The sequence below is a fragment of the Streptomyces sp. SCUT-3 genome, assembly GCF_014083985.1.
Classification (GTDB): Bacteria; Actinomycetota; Actinomycetes; order Streptomycetales; family Streptomycetaceae; genus Streptomyces_H; species Streptomyces_H thermolineatus.
In genome coordinates this window covers 57764-74217 of record NZ_CP046907.1, presented here as the reverse complement: position 1 = coordinate 74217, position 16454 = coordinate 57764, and the positions used below count along the sequence as shown (strand labels likewise).

Here is a 16454-nt window from a genome sequence, read left to right as displayed (position 1 = left end):
GCCCACCCTGCGACGGCCTGCGCGGCGGCGTCGGCGAGCACCACGTCGGGGCGGGCGAGGGCGAGCCGGGCCCGCAGCACGTCGGGGCCCGCCCCCGGGTCCAGGACCGCGGCCCGCAGCCCGAGGCGGTGCACGGCGAGCATCACGGCGAGGGCGCGCGGCCCGGGCCGCACCGCCACCGCGACCGTGCCGCCGCGTTCGACGCCCCGCGCGTGCAGGGCGGCGGCGCAGGTGTCGGCGAGGTCGGCCAGTTCGCCGCAGGTGGCCGCGGTCCGCACGGCCCCGGTGCGGGTCGTGCCCAGGACGGCGGGCCGGTGGGCGTTCCTGCGGAGGGTGTGTGCGAGGGAGGCGAGCATCAGCGCGGGTCCTCCCCGTGGCGGCCACTGCCCCCGTCGAGGTACCAGCGGGCGGTTCCGGCGATCCCGTAGGCGCGCAGGCGGCGCGTGGAGTTCTCCACGACCATCGCCCTGGAGCGGGTTATGGAGGCGGTGCGGCGGCGCACCCGGTTCAGGAACGCCCGGTCGGTGGGGGAGGGGCGGCGCGGCATGCCGCCGACGTCCAGGTACAGCCGGGCGGTGATCGCCATGTTGTTGCCCGCGTGCATCCGGTACGGCGCCAGGTAGCCGTGCCGGCGCCGGTGGGCGGGCCGCAGCCGGCCGAAGAGCGCGGCGGCGGCGACCAGGGCCCGGAACGCGGCCCTGCCCAGCGGCCCGTGCTCGTCGCGGCGGGCGTCGATGCGCCCGCACACCATTGCGGCACCCGCCTCCAGCGCGGCCCGGGCGGCGGCCGTCCACCCGGGGTGCGGCAGGCAGTCGGCGTCGGTGCGGGCGAGCAGCACGGCACCGCGCCCGATCGCGTACCGGAACCCGGTGTCGACGGCGCAGCCCACGCCCTTGTCGGGCTCGCCGACGACGTGCACCGGGAACGGCGCGGTGCGGGCGAACTCCCGCGCGATGCCGGCGGTGCCGTCGGTGGAGGCGTTGTCCACGACCACCAGGGCGAAGTCCCGGTCGGTCTGGGCGGCCAGCGCCTCCAGCGTGGCGCCGATGCGCTGCTCCTCCTGGTGGGCGGGCACCACCACCCACAGCGCGCTCACGCCTGCTCCCAGACCATCGTCATGATGCTGACCCCGCCGCCGAGGCCGACGAACAGCACCCGGTCGCCGGGGCGCAGCCCGGCGTGCACGCGGTCCAGCTGCACCCCCAGGGAGGCGCTGGCGACGTTGCCCAGCTCCGCGACGGTGACCACCAGCCGGTCCTCGGGAACACCGGTGACCTCCGCGAACCGCTCCAGGTAGGGCACCGTGACCTGGTGGACGAGGACGTGCCGGAAGTCGCCCCAGTCCAGGCCGGTGCGGTGCCGGACCCGGTCCAGCACCGAGGTGCCCACCTTCTCGAAGACCGCCCGCAGTTCGCCGCCGTCGCCGTGGAAGTAGGTGTGCTCGTCCCCGCGCGGGTGGCGCGAACCGCCGCCGGGGATCCCGCCGACCCGCCAGTGCTCGGAGTGCGTCTCGGCGTCCACGTCGAGGATGCCGCCGCGGCCCACGGGCTCGAGGACGACGGCCGCGCCCGCGTCGCCGAAGGTGTAGCCCGCGAACCCGTCGCGGAGCTGCGCGAGGCTGCCGGGGTTGCGGCGCACCGCCCGGCCGGGCGTCTCCCCGGTTACCACCAGCGCCCGGCGGGCGCGGCCGGCCAGGATCATCGCCCGCGCGGTGTCGATGCCGTTGACGAAGCTGTTGCAGGCGTTGGTCACGTCCAGCGCGTGCGCCCGGCCGCCCAGTTCGGCCTGCACGATGTGCGCGGTGGCCGGTTCGGCCACGTCGCGGGTGGCCGAGGCGAACACCAGCAGGTCCACGTCGAGCGGGTCGAGCCCGGCGCGGTCCAGCGCGGTGCGGGCGGCCCCCACCGCCAGGGTCGAGGCGTACTCGTCCTCCGCGGCCACGCGGCGGGTGCGGATCCCGGTGGCCCTCTCGAACAGCCCCGGGGGCAGGGGCAGTCCGCTGGCCCCGGCCACCTCCTCCTGCAACCGGCGGGAGGTCAGGACCCGTTCCGGAAGGCAGGAGCCGACGGCGGTGATGCCGACCCTCGGGGGCCCGCCCACGTCTGCGCTCTGACTCTGCATGGCCAAAGCATCGCCGCGGGGCGGGCGGCGGGCCTGAGTACGAGTACTCAATCGGCGGTGGTGAGCACGGCCGGAGCATCCGTGGCCGGGGCGGCAAAGCGCGGAAAAACTGCCTGTTCCGCCCTTTTTGCATTGCGGTTTGCCGCCGCGACTCGCCCGCCCTACCGGCCGAGGAGGCCGCCGAGGCCGTCCCGCAGGAGGGCGAAGGCCCGGTCGGCGTCCGCCACCGCCTCCCGGTGCGCCGCGTCCAGGGGCATGCCGGAGGAGACGCGCCGGCAGTTGTCCATGCCCAGGAGCTGCTGGGTCCCGACGATCTGACGGGCCGCCAGGCGGCAGGCGAGGTCGTCGGGACCGGCGCCGACGGCCTCGGCCAGGGCGTGGGCGAGCAGGGCCTCGGTGCGGGCGGTGTAGTCGGCCAGGCGGGCGACCAGGGAGGGGGTCGCGAGCAGGAGGCGGGAGAGCTCCACCGCCTCGGGCCGGTCGGACAGCCCGGTGATCGGGTCGCGCCGCTCCAGCCCGCCGAGGAGGTGGCGGTGCAGGGCGTCCAGCGGCGGGACGTCCGCGGGCCGGCCGCGCACCGTGCGCGCGGCCTCGTCCTCGTGGTCGGCGAAGCGGTGGAGGACCAGGTCCTCCTTGGTGGGGAAGTACTTGAACAGGGTCGGCTTGGAGACCTCCGCCGCGTCCGCGACGCGCGCCACCGACACCGTCTCGAACCCTTCGGAGAGGAAGAGGCGGATCGCGGCGTCGGAGATCGCCTGCCGTGTCCGCAGCCTCTTGCGCTCCCGCAGTCCGCCCGTCCCGCCGCGTGCGTCGGTGGCCGTGTCCATGGGGTGATCCTAGCCGCGCATGAACCGGAGAAATTTCTTTACCGGGTTGTTTTATTGACTCGGTAAATGTTTGGATGGCTGCTCCCGACCGAGGAGGAGACATGGGCGACGGCGCGACCGCGGGTACGACTGCGAAGACCGCGAGGACCGCGACGGCCGACACGGACGTGACCGTGGTGGGAGCAGGCCCGACGGGGCTGCTGCTCGCCACCGAACTGGCCCTGGCCGGAGTGCGGGTCACCGTGCTCGAACGGCGCACCGGGCGCAACGGGCAGTCCAGGGCCCTGGGCCTCCAGCCGCGCACCGCCGAGATCCTGCGGATGCGCGGTCTGCTCGTGCCCCTGCTCGCCCGCGACGAGGGCCTCTTCCCGACCGCCCTCCACTTCGCCGGGCTGCCGGTGCCGCTGGACACCACCCCATGGAGGACCCGGCACCCCGGCGCCGTTCCCGTCGGCCAGAACCGCGTCGAGGAGTTCCTGGAGGAGTTCCTGGAGGACGGGCCGGCCGGGAACGGGGTCCCGGTGCGGCGCGGCTGCGCGCTGACCGGCCTGGCCCAGGACGCCGAGGGCGTCACCGCCGCCTTCACCGGCCCCGGCGGACGCCCGGGCACCGTCCGCAGCCGCTGGCTGGTCGGCTGCGACGGGGGCCGCAGCACCGTCCGCAAGCTGCTGGGCACTCCCTTCCCCGGCACCCCCGGCACCCCCGGCACGGTGGTCATGGTCGCGGCGGACGTCGTGCTGTCCGAGGTCCCGTCCGAGGCCCGCCCCGGCGCCCTGCGCTCCGTCGGCGAGGCCGCCCGCGCCGGCGGGGGAGTGCGCGGGATGATGCTGCCACTGCGGGAAGGGGTGCACCGCTTCATGTTCTCCGGGCCCGCGCAGCAGCGGCGCGACCGGGCCGAACCGGTCACCGCGGCCGAGGTGGCCGAAGCCCTGGCGGCGCTCTACGGCGGCCGGGCGGGGCTGAAGGAGGTGCGCCACGCCACCCGCTTCACCGACGCCTCCCGGCAGGCCGAGCGCTACCGCACCGGCCGGGTCTTCCTGGCCGGCGACGCCGCCCACATCCACCTGCCCACCGGCGGCCAGGGCCTCAACCTGGGCATGCAGGACGCCTTCAACCTCGGCTGGAAACTGGCCGCCGCCGTGCGGTACGGGGCCGGGGACGACCTGCTGGACAGCTACCACGCCGAACGGCACCCGGTCGGGGCCCGCGTCCTGCGGAACACCAGGGCCCAGGGGCTGCTGATGGCGGCCCGGGACGACGACGCCGTCGCCCTGCGGGAGATCGTCACCGACCTGCTGCGGCTGCCCGGGGGCAACCGGTACGCCACCGGCGCGGTCACCGGGCTGGACGTCTCCTACCCCGTGCCGGGCTCCCCGCCGCACCCGCTGCTGGGCGCCCGCGTCCCCGACGCCGACCTGGTCGTGGACGGGCGGCAGACCGGCCTGTACGGACTGCTGGCCGACGGCCGCGGCCTGCTGCTGGAACTGCCCGGCGCCGCGCCGGGCCTCGGCGGGGCCGCCGGGCCGTGGGCGGGACGGGTCCTCCGCGTGCGCTCCGCCGACGCCGACGGACTGGACGCGGCGGCCCTCCTCGTCCGCCCCGACGGCCACGTCTGCTGGGCCTCCCCGGACGGGGGCCCGGACGGCCTGCCGGCCGCGCTGGCCAGGTGGTCCGGCCCGGCGTGAGACCGTCGCGGGCGGGGCCCGCCCGTCCGCGAGGAGCCCGCCCGTCCGCGGTGCCGGCCGGGCCGCGGAGCCGGCCGGCGCGGGTGCGGTGGTTCCCCGTCAGGACGGCCGGTGCTCCCTCTCCAGTTCCTCCTTGAGGCGGCGGAGGGTGACCTTCATGGTGGCGCGGTTGTGGGCGGCCCGGTCGCGGACGCCCGTGACGAGCCGGCCGACGACGTGCATGAGCCGCCCGCGCTGGTCGGTCCAGGTCTCGGTGACCACGGTCGCCCGGCCGGAGTCGGCGGGCTCGAACCGGTACTCCCAGACGGCGACGCGCAGGCCGGCGGCGCGCACGAGGAAGGCGAACCGCTCCCCGGGGACCGCGGCGGTCACGGTGCAGTCGGTCGACCAGCGCCGGACCCGGCCGGAGGCGTTGCGTCCGGCGAAGCGCGTTCCGACCCGGACCTCCGGGCTACCGGTGCCCCCGGCGCCGGTGCCCTCGACGTCGGCCCCTGTGCACTCGGGGCTCCAGCGGCCCATGGCGCCCACGTCCGCCACCGCGTCGTACACGACGCGGGGCGGCACCGCCACCTCTGTCGATTCGGAGACTCTCGGGTGCATCGTCGGCCCTTCTCGGGGGCGGCTGCGGCCGCGACGGGCCCCCGTCCGTCGTACGAGAGAAGGGCAGGGGCATGACACGGTGCACGTTACCGCCGGTTCCGCCGCCGGGCGGGCGCGGGCGGAAGAAGCGTTTTTCCGCCTCGGGGGCGGAGTCCTGTCGAGCGGAGATCGAGTAGGAGATATCTTGATGTCGAGCAATGTTGCAGACGTGGAGCGGAGCACCCGGTGACTGACTCGACCATCATCTACACGCACACTGACGAGGCCCCGGCCCTGGCGACGTATTCGTTCCTGCCGGTGGTCGAGGCGTACGCCTCGAAGGCCGGGGTCACCGTGGAGAGCCGGGACATCTCCCTGGCGGGGCGGATCCTCGCGCACTTCCCCGAGTACCTCGAGGAGGGGCAGCGCGTCGCCGACGCCCTCGGCGAGCTCGGCGACCTGGCCAAGACGCCCGAGGCCAACATCATCAAGCTCCCGAACATCTCGGCCTCCATCCCGCAGCTGAAGGCCGCCGTCGCCGAGCTGCAGGAGAAGGGCTACGCGCTCCCGGACTACCCGGACGACCCCAAGACCGACGAGGAGCGCGAGATCCGCGCCCGCTACGACAAGGTCAAGGGCAGCGCCGTCAACCCGGTGCTGCGCGAGGGCAACTCCGACCGCCGCGCCCCCGCCTCGGTGAAGAACTACGCCAAGACGCACCCGCACCGCATGGGCGCCTGGTCGGCCGACTCCAGGACGAACGTCGCGACCATGGACGCGGACGACTTCCGCTCCACCGAGAAGTCGGCGGTCGTCTCCGAGCCCGGTTCCCTGCGCATCGAGCTGGCCGCCGAGGACGGCTCCACCACCGTGCTGCGCGAGTCCGTGCCCGTGCTGGCCGGCGAGGTCGTCGACGCGTCGGTGATGCGCGCGGCGGCGCTGCGCGAGTTCCTGGCGGCGCAGGTCGCCCGCGCCAAGGAGGAGGGTGTGCTGTTCTCGGTGCACCTGAAGGCCACGATGATGAAGGTCTCCGACCCGATCATCTTCGGCCACGTGGTGCGCACCTTCTTCCCGAAGACCTTCGAGACCTACGGCGAGGCCCTCGCCGCGGCCGGCCTGAGCCCGAACGACGGCCTGGGCGCCATCCTCAAGGGCCTGGAGTCGCTGCCCGAGGGCGACGCGATCAAGGCGTCCTTCGAGGCGGAGATCGCCGAGGGCCCCGCGCTGGCGATGGTCGACTCCGACCGCGGCATCACCAACCTGCACGTGCCCAGCGACGTCATCGTCGACGCCTCCATGCCGGCGATGATCCGCACCTCCGGCCACATGTGGGGCCCCGACGGCCAGGAGGCCGACACCCTCGCGGTCCTGCCGGACAGCAGCTACTCCGGCGTCTATCAGGTCGTCATCGACGACTGCCGCGCCAACGGCGCCTTCGACCCGTCCACGATGGGCTCGGTGCCCAACGTCGGCCTGATGGCGCAGAAGGCCGAGGAGTACGGCAGCCACGACAAGACCTTCGAGATCCCGGCCGCCGGCACCGTGCGCGCCGTCGACCAGGACGGCAACGTCGTGCTGGAGCAGGCGGTGGCCGCCGGCGACATCTTCCGCATGTGCCAGACCAAGGACGACCCGATCCGCGACTGGGTCAAGCTCGCCGTCACCCGCGCCCGCGCCACCGGCGACCCGGCGGTGTTCTGGCTCGACGAGAACCGCGCGCACGACGCCGAGCTGATCAAGAAGGTCGAGGCGTACCTGCCCGAGCACGACACCGAGGGCCTGCAGATCGAGATCATGTCGCCGGTCGAGGCCACGAAGTTCTCCCTGGAGCGCATCCGCCGCGGCGAGAACACCATCTCGGTCACCGGCAACGTGCTGCGCGACTACCTGACCGACCTGTTCCCGATCCTGGAGCTGGGCACCAGCGCCAAGATGCTCTCCGTCGTGCCGCTCATGGCGGGCGGCGGCCTGTTCGAGACGGGCGCCGGCGGCTCCGCCCCCAAGCACGTCCAGCAGCTCGTCAAGGAGAACTACCTGCGCTGGGACAGCCTGGGCGAGTTCTTCGCGCTGGCGGCCAGCTTCGAGCACCTCGCGCAGACCACGGGCAACGCGCGCGCCCAGGTCCTCGCCGACACCCTCGACCGGGCGACCGCCACCTTCCTCAACGAGGACAAGTCGCCCACCCGCCGGATCGGCGGCATCGACAACCGCGGCAGCCACTTCTACCTGGCCATGTACTGGGCCCAGGAGCTGGCGGGGCAGACCGACGACGCGGAGCTGGCGCAGGCGTTCGCCCCGCTCGCCGAGACGCTGGCCGCGCAGGAGCAGACCATCGTCGACGAGCTGATCGCGGTCCAGGGCTCGCCGGCCGACATCGGCGGCTACTACCAGCCCGACCCGGCCAAGGCCTCGGCCGTCATGCGTCCGTCGAAGACCTTCAACCAGGCCGTCGCGACCCTCGGCTGACGCGGCCACGCGGGCGGACAGGAGCCGTCGGGCCCCTGCGCCGCCCGCGCGGGGAGCGCCCGCCGCACGGCGGGCCTCCCCTCCACCCGCACCGGGTCCGCCCCGGCCGGCACCCCGCCGGCCGGGGCGGACCCGTTCCCGCCGGGGGCGCGGCGCCCGGCCGGGGCGGAGCGGCCCTCAACGGCCCCGCACGCCCAGCCGGCGGACCTTCTGCAGCCACTCCTCCCGCTCCGCAGCGGACGCCCTCCCCGGGCCGGCCACCACGGTGCGCCGGACCGGGCGGAAACCGCAGTGCCGCAGGAAGGCGCGGCGCACGTACTTCCAGAACAGGTCCCCGCGGGCGAGGACCGCGAGCCACTGCGGGGCGTTCTGGGTGTAGACCACGCGGGCCGAGCGCCCTTTGAGGAGCTTGCGGACGTACGGGAACCCCTCCAGGTAGTCCACGCCGAAGCCCGGCAGGAAGACACGGTCGACGAACCCCTTGAGGAGCGCGGGGACGGACCACCACCAGCAGGGGGTCACGATCACCAGGTGCCGGCACCACCGGACGGCGTCCCGGGCCCGGGCCAGGTCCGGCTCCAGGGGCTGCGGGGAGGCGAACCCCCCGTGGAGGACGGGGTCGAACCGCATGTCCCGGAGGCGGAGGCAGCGCACGTCGTGCCCGCCAGAGCGGGCCCCTTCCACGTAGGAGCGGGCCAGGGCGTCGCAGTAGCTCCCGGCGTCGGGATGGGCGTCGATCACGAGGATCCGCACCGCGTGCCTCCTGCGGCAGTGGGGGCGGCCGCGCCCTCCTCCTTCCGGAGGGCGCAGCCGCACGTTCACCGGTTCCCGGGGCCCGCAACCGCAATGAGGACCGGTAGGGGCGGGGCGACGGCGACACCGGTTAGGGCGTTTTCTGCCCAGAGAAGCCGGTTTCAACCACAACGGAATCGGACCTGGTCGCGGCCACCGCGCCCGGTGGCGCGATTCCTCCGCGGCCCCCGGTCAGTGCGCGTGCGGGCCGCCGGAGTACTGCGGCCTGCCGGGCGGGACGATTCCCGGGGCCGCCACCGCGGCGACGGCGGCGGCCGCCGCGCACACCGCGAACGCGTCGGCGAATCCGGCGGCCGAGCCCCGTTCGAAGCCCGCCGCGGCGACCGTGGAGACGACCGCGACGCCGACCGAGCCGCCCACCTCGTGGAAGGTGTTGACGACGCCCGAGGCCAGGCCCGCCTCCCCGTGGCTGGCCGCGGCCAACGCCGTGGCGGTGGCCGTGACGAAGACCGCGCCGATGCCGGTGGCTGCGGCCACGGCGGCCCGCACGCTGTTCCTCCGGGAGGGGTTCGGCGTCGGCATGGACGCCATCGCGGCCGAGGCGGGCGTGTCCAAGGTGACCGTCCACAACCACTTCGGCAGCAAGGAGTCCCTGTTCACCGCCGTCGTCGCGGGAGCCCTCGACGAGCCTCTCGCCCGTGAAGCGGGCTCGGCCGCCCTGGCCCGGCTGGCCGAGGCCGAGGACCTGCGCGCCGCCCTGACCGACGTCGCCCGCGCCTGGGTCCACGCCGTCCGCACCGACCACGAGGTGGCGGCCCTGCGCACCCTGGTGGCGGCCGAACTCCACCGCTTCCCCGGCCTGGGCGACGCCTGGCGCGACCACGGCCCCGCCGGCCACCACGCGGCCGTCGCCGAGGCACTGCGCGCCCTCGTCGACCGAGGGCGCCTCGACATCCCCGACCTGGAGACCGCGATCATCCAGCTCTACGCACTGCTGGTGCACCCGCACATGGTCTTCGGGCAGTACGGCACGACGATCGACGACGACCTCACCGACCGCCTCGTCACCAGCGGCGTCGACATGCTCCTCGGCCACTACGGGGCGGACCGCCCCGGGCAGCGGTCCCGTCCGCAGCCGCCCCGCACCGGGACGCCGCCGGACGACCGGCGGCCGCCGGGACCCTCTGGGGGTCACCGGCGGCCGCGGGATCACGGAAGAAGGGGGAGGAGCCCGTCAGGCCCTCCCGGGGGGTCAGGAACGCGTCGGGGAGGACTGCTCCTGCTGCTCCGCGTTCCGCTTCTTCAGGCGCGCCGTCTCCTTGCGGACCTCGGCCTGGGTGGCGCGCTCCTTCTGGAGCCACTCCGGGTTCTCGGCCTTCAGCGCGTCGATCTGCGCGGTGGTGAGCGCCTCGGTGATCCCGCCGCGCGCGAGACCGGAGATGGAGACGCCCAGCTTGGCCGCGACCACCGGGCGGGGGTGGGGGCCGTTGCGCCGCAACTCGCGCAGCCACTCCGGCGGGTCGGTCTGGAGCGCAGCGAGCTCGGTGCGCGAGACGGTGCCCTCCTGGAACTCTGCAGGGGTGGCCCGGAGGTACACACCCAGCTTCTTCGCCGCGGTGGCGGGCTTCATCGTCTGGGCGGTCTGCTGCGACTTCATGGGGCCAAGGATATCGAGCGTGTGCGCGGCCTCCGACCACGGCGGGTAGCCTGGCGCGGTGACAGGCTCGGAAGAATCCCCCTCGTTCCGGCTCGCGTACGTTCCGGGGGCCACACCCGCCAAATGGGTGCGGATCTGGAACGAGCGCCTGCCCGACGTACCGCTGGTCCTCGTTCCCGTTCCCGCCGACGGGGCGTCGGACCTGCTGCGCGCACGCGGGGCGGACGCGGCTCTCCTGCGGCTGCCGACCGACCGGACGGGTCTCAGCGCTATCCCCCTCTACACCGAGACGACCGTGGTCGTGATCCCCAAGGACCACTTCGTGGCCGCGGCGGACGAGGTGTCCGTCGAGGACCTGGCGGACGACATCGCGCTCCACCCGCTCGACGACACGCTCGACTGGGAGCACCCGCCGGGGCGACCGGCGTTCGAGCGGCCCGCCACCACGGCGGACGCCGTCGAACTGGTGGCGGCGGGGGTGGGACTCCTGGTGGTCCCGCAGTCGCTCGCCCGGCTGCACCACCGCAGGGACCTCACGTACCGGCCGGTGACGGACGCGCCGCAGTCGGGCGTCGCGCTCTCGTGGCCGGAGGAAGCGACCACCGACCTGGTGGACGACTTCATCGGGATCGTCCGCGGGCGGACCGTCAACAGCACCCGGGGCCGCCGCACGGCTCCCGAGGAGCCGAAGAAGAACGCCGACCGGGCAGGCCGGGGCCGCAAGCCGGCGGGAAAGCAGGCGGCGGGCCGGTCCACCGGCGCGAAGCCCCGCAGCGGTTCCCGCGGGTCCGGGAACACCAAGCGCGGCAGGCCCCGCCGCAGCTCGTGAGCCGAGCCGGGGCGCGGGGCGCCCGGCGACGGCGGAAGCGCCGGTACCGGCGGAGGCGCCGGTGTCAGGGCGCGGTGTCCCCCGTCCCCGCCCGGTCGGTGTCGGTGCGCGGGCCGGGCCCTCCGGCCGGGCCGGGCAGCGCGATCGCGGTCACGACGAGGCCGTTGCGCGCCAGCCACCGGCCCGGGAACACGCCGACGCGGCTCCCCGCCACCTCCGGACCGGGGACCAGCAGCCGGGCCGTGAAGGTCCCCGAATCCGGGTCGATCTCCAACTCGGCCTCCTGGAAGTCGAGTTCCTTCCTCGTCAGGGGGTACCAGGTTTTGAACACCGACTCCTTGGCGCTGAACAGCAGCCGGTCCCAGCTCACGTCGGGGCGGCGGGCGGCGAGGGCGGCCAGCCCTTCGCGCTCCCGTCCGCGGGAGACGACCTCCAGCACCCCCTCGGGCAGCGGCAGGTCCGGCTCCGCGTCGATGCCCAGCGAGACCGCGTCCCCGGTCCGGGCGACGACCGCCGCCCGGTAGCCGGAGCAGTGGGTCATGCTCCCGACGGTGCCTTCCGGCCAGGCGACCGCGCCGCGCCTGTCCGGCACCAGGGCGACGCCGGGCAGGCCGAGGGCCCTCAGCGCCCGCCGGGCGCAGACGCGCACCGTGGTGAACTCCGCCCGCCGCTTGGCCACGGCGCGGGACACCGCGGCGGCCTCGGCGGGAAGGAGACCGCCGTCGGTCCCGGGCGGCAGGTCTCCGAACGCCGAGGCGCAGGCGACGCTCCCGGGCAGTATCTCCTCGATCATGCCGCCGCCCCCCGCACGGGGTGGGGGGGGATCTGGCGCAGCGGTCCGCGTGGCGGGCGGGAGCGCCACTCGCGCGGATAGCCGATCGAGACCTCCTCGAAGCGCACCCCGTCGTGCCGGGTGCTCCGCGGGATGTGCAGGTGGCCGTAGACGACCGCCTCGGCGCGGAAACGCGTGTGCCAGTCGGCCGTCAGCTCCGTGCCGCACCACTGGGCGAACTCGGGGTGCCGCAGGATCCGGGTGGGTTCCCGCACCAGCGGATAGTGGTTGACCAGGACGGTCCGGTGCTCCGGGTCGACGGCCGCGAGCCGCTGCTCGGTCAGCGCGACCCGGGCACGGCACCAGGCGTCCCGCGAGGGGAACGGGTCGGGGTGCAGCAGGTACTCGTCCGTGCACACGATCCCCGAGTCGTGGGCCGTGCGCAGGGACTCCTCCTTGGTGCGCGCCCCGGGCGCGAGGAAGGAGTAGTCGTAGAGCACGAACAGCGGGGCGACGGTGACCGGCCCCCCGGGCCCGTGCCACACCGGGTACGGGTCCTCCGGGGTCAGCACGCCCAGGGCACGGCACATTCCGACCAGGGCCTCGTAGCGCTCGACCCCGCGCAGGGCGGCCGGGTCACGGGGGCGCGTCCACAGCTCGTGGTTGCCCGGCGCCCAGACGACCTTGGCGAAACGGCCGGCGAGCAGTTCCAGCGCCCACCCGACGTCCTCGAACTTCTCGCCCACGTCCCCGGCGACGACCAGCCAGTCCTCGTCCGAATCCGGACGCAGCGACTCGGTGATCCGGCGGTTCTCCTCGTGCGCCACGTGCTGGTCGCTGACGGCGAACAGTTTTCCCTGGGCCACTGAGGCATCCTTCCGCTGGAGGAACGTTACGGCGCCGGCCGCGGCGGCGCCCGGTGTTCACTGCGCGTCGAGCCGTCCGGATCCTCGGCCGTGACCCCCGCGTACCCGGCGCGCGGTCCGGCCGGGGACGGGTGGTCCCGGGGAAACGGTACTGAACGGGCGGGAGCGCCGGGCGCATACCCGGAGACCGGGCCCGCGGCGAACACGGTTCCCGCGAAGGGCGGTTGCCCCGGGACGGCGGGCCGTGGGCTCGCTGCAGGCGGCAACCGCCGTCCCCGGGAAGGGCGTCGGCGAAGCCGCACGGCGCCTGCGCGGACCATGACTGGCGGCCGCGGCCCGCCCCCTCGTCCTTCTCCGGGGCGCGCCCGTGCGGACACGGCGGGGAGAAGTACGTTCCGGGGTACGGTCCGACGTACAGTTGGCGCGTGGAGGTGCTGCATGTCCGAGGCCGGAACCGGGGCCGCCCCTGACCTGTTCGCGTCGGTGGACGCGCTGCTCGCCCGCGTCGACCAGCCGGACCTGCCGCCCCCCGCCGAACGGGAACGCCTGCGCAGGGCCGCCGGTCTGACCCAGGAACAGATCGCCGCAGCGCTGGGGGTGCGCCGCGCGACGGTCGTGAACTGGGAGAGCGGCAAGGCCGAGCCGCGACCCCCGCGACGCGAGGCCTACATCCGACTCCTGGACGGCCTGGCCGCCCGCTACCCCGCGCCGGCCGCGGCACCCGCGCCACCCGCGCCCACCCCCGCCACGGCCGCCCCGGCCCCGGCCCCCGCCGCGCCTGCCCCCGCCACGACCGCCCCGGCCCCGGCCCCCGCCGCGCCTGCCACGGCCGTCCCGGCCCCCGCCGTGGAGGCCGCGCCGACGCGCCCGGCGTCCCGGCCCGCGACGGCATCCGGCCGTGCGCGGACCTCACCCCCGTCCGGACCCGGGCGCCCCGGGCGCCCGGTGGGAAAGGCCGCCGCGGCGGGGCGGGCCGCCGCGCCGGCCCCGGCCGATCCGCGTTTCGCCAACGGGCCGCTGGCCGTCCTCGACGGTGACGGCATCGCCCATCTGGTCGACGGCCGGACCCTCCGCTGCCCGGACACCGCGCTGCCCGAGCTGGTCCGGTGGGCGCTGGAGGAGACCACCGCGCTGGGAGCGCCGCGGCTGCACCCGCACGGACGGGACGCCGACCCGCTGCTGGTCGTCACCGAGGCCGCCGCCGGCCGCCTGGGCCTGCCGTCCGTCCTCGCCGACCGCCGCGGACTGCGCCTGCCCGAGGACCACAAGGCGGTCAAGCAGCTCGCCCGCGCGAAGTGGCAGCTGACCCGCCGCGGCTTCGGCCCGTGGGCGCGGGTCTACCGCGCCGCCGACGGGCGCCGCCGCCTGTGCGTGCAGCTCGCCGTCCTGCCCTGGGGGGCCCTGGACGAGCGGGCCTGGCCCGCGGCCGGCACCCTTCCCGCCCCCGACCTCGCCAGGGCCCTGGGCGCCTACGCGGCCCGGGTGCTGACCCCGTGCGGTTCCACCGCGGTCACCGGCCTGGAGCTGATGACCGCGCTGCGCCCGCCCACCCGGCCCGTCCGCGACCGCGCCACCGGCGCCTGGACGTCCGGGCCGGTCACCGGGTCGCTGACCGCGCCGGTCGACCCCGCCCCCTGCGAGGCCCCGGACGAGCACCCCGTCGCCGCCGGCCGCTCCGAGGCCGAGGTCCTCGACGAGGAGGCCTACGAGTGGATCCGCGAACCCGGCCTGCTCTCCGACGCCGAGTGCCTCGAGCCCTTCGCCGTCGGCCTGGACGTCAACGCGGCCTTCCTGGCGGCCGCCTCCCGGCTGACCGTCGGCCTGGGCGCCCCTCTCCACGTCCACCGCCCCGTCTTCGACAGGAAGACCCCCGGCGCCTGGTACGCGGACCTCTCCGGCATCGACCTCGACCCCCGCCTGCCCAGTCCCTTCACCCCCCACGGCCGACGCCCCGAAGGCCCCGCCTGGTACGCCACCCCCACGCTCGCCTACGCGGTCGAGCTCGGCGCCGACGTCCGGCCCCTGCAGGCGTGGATCCGTCCCGAGGCCGGCCCCTACCTCGACCCCTGGTACGACCGTCTGCGCGCCGCCTACCTGGCCACCATGGCCGACCTCGGAGTCACCCCCGACCTGGAGCCCGGGGCCTTCCTCGCCGCCATGCGCACCCACAAGCAGTCCGACCCGGTCGCCGCCGCGGTCCTGGCCGCGATCAAGGCCACCGTCAAGGGCGGCATCGGCAAGCTCCGCGAACGGCCCCAGGGCGCCGGCTACCGCCCCGGGCAGCGCTGGTCCGCACTGGAGCGCCCCACCTGGCGTCCCGACATCCGCGCCGCGGTGATCGCCGCCGCCCGCACCGGCATGCACCGCAAGATGCGCAGGCTCGCCGAGACGGCCGGGCTCTTCCCGCTCGCCGTCCTCTCCGACTGCGTCGTCTACCCCTCTTCCGGCCCCTCTCCGCTGGACCTCCTCCCGCACACCCCCGACGGCAGGCCGCTGCCCGGGACCTTCCGCCTCGGCGTCAGCCCCGGCATGGTCAAGCACGAGGGCACCGGGCCGATGCTGTGGGCCGTCGACCTGCTCGAGAACGGCCACAACCCCGCCCGCCACATCAAGGACGGCACCGTGTAGGTGCTCGGAATCCGCGCCGTGCTCTCGCGGGCGACGGGCTTCGAACAGCATTCGGGACGCAACGCCGGGATGCCCGCCCGGAACGGGGGAGGGTTTCGAAGCGCGCCGGGGGCCGTGCAGCCGCGGGGCAGGTGTTCCCCCCACGGGCAGCGCACGGACCGGGGGCGGGGCCCGAAGTACCGGCCGAGGCCGTCCTCGCGGGCCGCACGGTGGACTTGTACGCCGGCGTCGGCCCGGTGGGCTACGCTGTGCGGCCATGACCACCGGGACGGCATCGCGCCGCACACGGATCGGCGACCCGGTGCTCTCCTGAGCGCCGTACGGGTCGATACGGGCCCGCTGACCGATCGAGGATCTGGCGCTGCCGCGCGAGCTCCGCCTCCGTCGTGTTGACCACGCGTTCGACACGTCAACCACGACAGGAGGACTCATGCCCGTCGAGATGCTGCAGATCCCCACCGCAGACGGTCAGGCCGATGCAATCGCCGCCTTCCCCGACCACGGCGAGCGGCACCCGGGGGTGCTGATGTACGCGGACGGCTTCGGCATCCGTCCCGTGCTGCGGGACATGGCCCACGAACTGGCCCGGCACGGGTACTACGTGCTCGTCCCCAACATCTTCCACCGGCACGGCCCGGCACCTGTGATCCAACTGCCCGAGCACATCGGAGAAGAAGTCCGGCCCCGGGTCATGGCCCGGTTGATGCCCTTGATCGAGGCGCACACCGCCGAACGCGTCCTCAGCGACGCCGACGCCTACCTCGGGTTCCTCACCACCCGGCCCGAGGTCGGCGCCGGTCCGGTCGCGGTGACCGGCTACTGCATAGGCGGTCTCCTGGCGGTGCGCACCGCCGCGGCCCACCCCGGCAGGGTGGCCGCCGTCGCCGCATTCCACGGCCCCGTGGGCGCCGACGGCCCCGGTCTCCTCTCCGAACTCACCGCCCGGGTCCACTTCGGCCACGCTGAAGGCGACATGACCCCCGAGGCCCTCGGCGAGCTCAACCGGGCCTTGGACGCCGCAGGTGTCGACCACACCTCCGAGATCTACCCCGGCACCGTCCACGGCTTCACCATGCCCGACACCGACGCCTTCAGCGCCTCCGGGCTGAAGCGCCACTGGGACCGCCTGCTCCCTCTCCTGGACAGCGCCCTGGCCGGCGGCTGAGGCTCCGGGGCCCGGGGGGAACGGCCGCCCTCTCGGGTGGTGAAGGGCGAGTGCGGCCGCCCGTACTCCCGTGCCCGTGCAACGGTCCTGCGGCCAAGGCCGGCTG

14 protein-coding genes and 2 pseudogenes are annotated in these 16454 nt (G+C 75.2%); 6 read left to right on the top strand and 10 right to left on the bottom strand.

Going from position 1 to position 16454, the window contains the following annotated elements; translation table 11 throughout:
• Nucleotides 1-86 precede the first annotated feature (86 nt).
• The 4 genes and pseudogenes from GQS52_RS27150 to GQS52_RS00340 all read right to left on the bottom strand — a co-directional run.
• Nucleotides 87-356: pseudogene (locus GQS52_RS27150) on the bottom strand (AMP-binding protein); the annotation flags it as partial.
• A complete protein-coding gene (locus tag GQS52_RS00350; protein ID WP_259370479.1) occupies nucleotides 356-1096 on the bottom strand; it encodes a glycosyltransferase in 741 nt (246 codons plus the stop codon). The gene GQS52_RS00350 and the pseudogene GQS52_RS27150, both read right to left, overlap by 1 nt.
• The gene (locus GQS52_RS00345) at nucleotides 1093-2121 is read right to left on the bottom strand and encodes a ketoacyl-ACP synthase III (RefSeq protein ID WP_182311112.1); all 1029 of its coding nucleotides are present in this window, start codon (nucleotides 2119-2121) and stop codon (nucleotides 1093-1095) included. Before GQS52_RS00345 ends, GQS52_RS00350 begins: the two co-directional genes overlap by 4 nt.
• A gap of 161 nt (nucleotides 2122-2282) precedes the next feature.
• On the bottom strand, nucleotides 2283-2948 hold the full coding sequence (locus tag GQS52_RS00340) for a TetR/AcrR family transcriptional regulator (protein ID WP_182311111.1): 666 nt from the start codon (nucleotides 2946-2948) through the stop codon (nucleotides 2283-2285).
• Between the two features lie 101 nt (nucleotides 2949-3049).
• Between GQS52_RS00340 and GQS52_RS00335 the strand changes: the two genes are divergently transcribed.
• Nucleotides 3050-4633, top strand: a complete 1584-nt coding sequence (locus GQS52_RS00335) for an FAD-dependent oxidoreductase (protein ID WP_182311110.1) — start codon at nucleotides 3050-3052, stop codon at nucleotides 4631-4633.
• Between the two features lie 99 nt (nucleotides 4634-4732).
• Here the strand turns inward: GQS52_RS00335 and GQS52_RS00330 are convergent, their stop codons facing one another.
• Nucleotides 4733-5233, bottom strand: a complete 501-nt coding sequence (locus GQS52_RS00330) for an SRPBCC family protein (RefSeq protein ID WP_182311109.1) — start codon at nucleotides 5231-5233, stop codon at nucleotides 4733-4735.
• A 225-nt stretch (nucleotides 5234-5458) separates the two neighbouring features.
• On the opposite strand from GQS52_RS00330, the gene GQS52_RS00325 reads away from it, so the two are divergent.
• Nucleotides 5459-7678 carry an NADP-dependent isocitrate dehydrogenase gene (locus GQS52_RS00325; protein ID WP_182311108.1) on the top strand — a complete coding sequence of 740 codons (2220 nt, stop codon included), beginning with the start codon at nucleotides 5459-5461 and terminating at the stop codon, nucleotides 7676-7678.
• Nucleotides 7679-7855: 177 nt separating this feature from the next.
• Here the strand turns inward: GQS52_RS00325 and GQS52_RS00320 are convergent, their stop codons facing one another.
• Both GQS52_RS00320 and GQS52_RS00315 read right to left on the bottom strand, forming a co-directional pair.
• On the bottom strand, nucleotides 7856-8431 hold the full coding sequence (locus GQS52_RS00320) for an NAD(P)H-dependent oxidoreductase (RefSeq protein ID WP_182311107.1): 576 nt from the start codon (nucleotides 8429-8431) through the stop codon (nucleotides 7856-7858).
• 231 nt (nucleotides 8432-8662) lie between these two features.
• Nucleotides 8663-9013 (bottom strand): hypothetical protein, encoded by a 351-nt coding sequence (locus GQS52_RS00315; protein ID WP_259370478.1) that lies wholly within the window; start codon nucleotides 9011-9013, stop codon nucleotides 8663-8665.
• Here GQS52_RS00315 and GQS52_RS00310 point away from each other — a divergent pair.
• Nucleotides 8949-9524 (top strand): annotated as a pseudogene (locus tag GQS52_RS00310) (TetR/AcrR family transcriptional regulator); the annotation flags it as partial. The gene GQS52_RS00315 and the pseudogene GQS52_RS00310 sit on opposite strands and share 65 nt — an antisense overlap.
• 159 nt (nucleotides 9525-9683) lie before the next feature.
• Here the strand turns inward: GQS52_RS00310 and GQS52_RS00305 are convergent.
• Nucleotides 9684-10088 carry a DUF5997 family protein gene (locus GQS52_RS00305; RefSeq protein WP_182311106.1) on the bottom strand — a complete coding sequence of 135 codons (405 nt, stop codon included), beginning with the start codon at nucleotides 10086-10088 and terminating at the stop codon, nucleotides 9684-9686.
• A gap of 58 nt (nucleotides 10089-10146) precedes the next feature.
• Here GQS52_RS00305 and GQS52_RS00300 point away from each other — a divergent pair, with 58 nt between their 5' ends.
• On the top strand, nucleotides 10147-10917 hold the full coding sequence (locus GQS52_RS00300; protein ID WP_182311105.1) for a LysR family substrate-binding domain-containing protein: 771 nt from the start codon (nucleotides 10147-10149) through the stop codon (nucleotides 10915-10917).
• 64 nt (nucleotides 10918-10981) lie between these two features.
• Here GQS52_RS00300 and GQS52_RS00295 read toward each other — a convergent pair whose 3' ends face one another.
• Both GQS52_RS00295 and GQS52_RS00290 read right to left on the bottom strand, forming a co-directional pair.
• A complete protein-coding gene (locus GQS52_RS00295) occupies nucleotides 10982-11710 on the bottom strand; it encodes a 4'-phosphopantetheinyl transferase superfamily protein (protein WP_182311104.1) in 729 nt (242 codons plus the stop codon).
• On the bottom strand, nucleotides 11707-12555 hold the full coding sequence (locus GQS52_RS00290) for a metallophosphoesterase (RefSeq protein ID WP_182311103.1): 849 nt from the start codon (nucleotides 12553-12555) through the stop codon (nucleotides 11707-11709). Before GQS52_RS00290 ends, GQS52_RS00295 begins: the two co-directional genes overlap by 4 nt.
• Nucleotides 12556-12993: 438 nt before the next feature.
• Here GQS52_RS00290 and GQS52_RS00285 point away from each other — a divergent pair, with 438 nt between their 5' ends.
• Together GQS52_RS00285 and GQS52_RS00280 are read left to right on the top strand one after the other, a co-directional pair.
• Complete coding sequence (locus tag GQS52_RS00285; RefSeq protein ID WP_182311102.1) at nucleotides 12994-15183, top strand: helix-turn-helix transcriptional regulator; 2190 nt, start codon at nucleotides 12994-12996, stop codon at nucleotides 15181-15183.
• A 430-nt stretch (nucleotides 15184-15613) separates the two neighbouring features.
• Nucleotides 15614-16348, top strand: coding sequence for a dienelactone hydrolase family protein (locus tag GQS52_RS00280; RefSeq protein WP_182311101.1), 735 nt, complete (start codon nucleotides 15614-15616; stop codon nucleotides 16346-16348).
• The last annotated feature ends 106 nt before the right edge of the window (nucleotides 16349-16454 follow it).

Coding starts and splice junctions, on each gene's coding strand:
- GQS52_RS00340 (WP_182311111.1), bottom strand. CDS start 2,948: ATGGACACGGCCACCGACGCACGCGGCGGGACGGGCGGACTGCGGGAG.
- GQS52_RS00345 (WP_182311112.1), bottom strand. CDS start 2,121: ATGCAGAGTCAGAGCGCAGACGTGGGCGGGCCCCCGAGGGTCGGCATC.
- GQS52_RS00330 (WP_182311109.1), bottom strand. CDS start 5,233: ATGCACCCGAGAGTCTCCGAATCGACAGAGGTGGCGGTGCCGCCCCGC.
- GQS52_RS00295 (WP_182311104.1), bottom strand. CDS start 11,710: ATGATCGAGGAGATACTGCCCGGGAGCGTCGCCTGCGCCTCGGCGTTC.
- GQS52_RS00335 (WP_182311110.1), top strand. CDS start 3,050: ATGGGCGACGGCGCGACCGCGGGTACGACTGCGAAGACCGCGAGGACC.
- GQS52_RS00305 (WP_182311106.1), bottom strand. CDS start 10,088: ATGAAGTCGCAGCAGACCGCCCAGACGATGAAGCCCGCCACCGCGGCG.
- GQS52_RS00280 (WP_182311101.1), top strand. CDS start 15,614: ATGCCCGTCGAGATGCTGCAGATCCCCACCGCAGACGGTCAGGCCGAT.
- GQS52_RS00285 (WP_182311102.1), top strand. CDS start 12,994: ATGTCCGAGGCCGGAACCGGGGCCGCCCCTGACCTGTTCGCGTCGGTG.
- GQS52_RS00315 (WP_259370478.1), bottom strand. CDS start 9,013: ATGCCGACGCCGAACCCCTCCCGGAGGAACAGCGTGCGGGCCGCCGTG.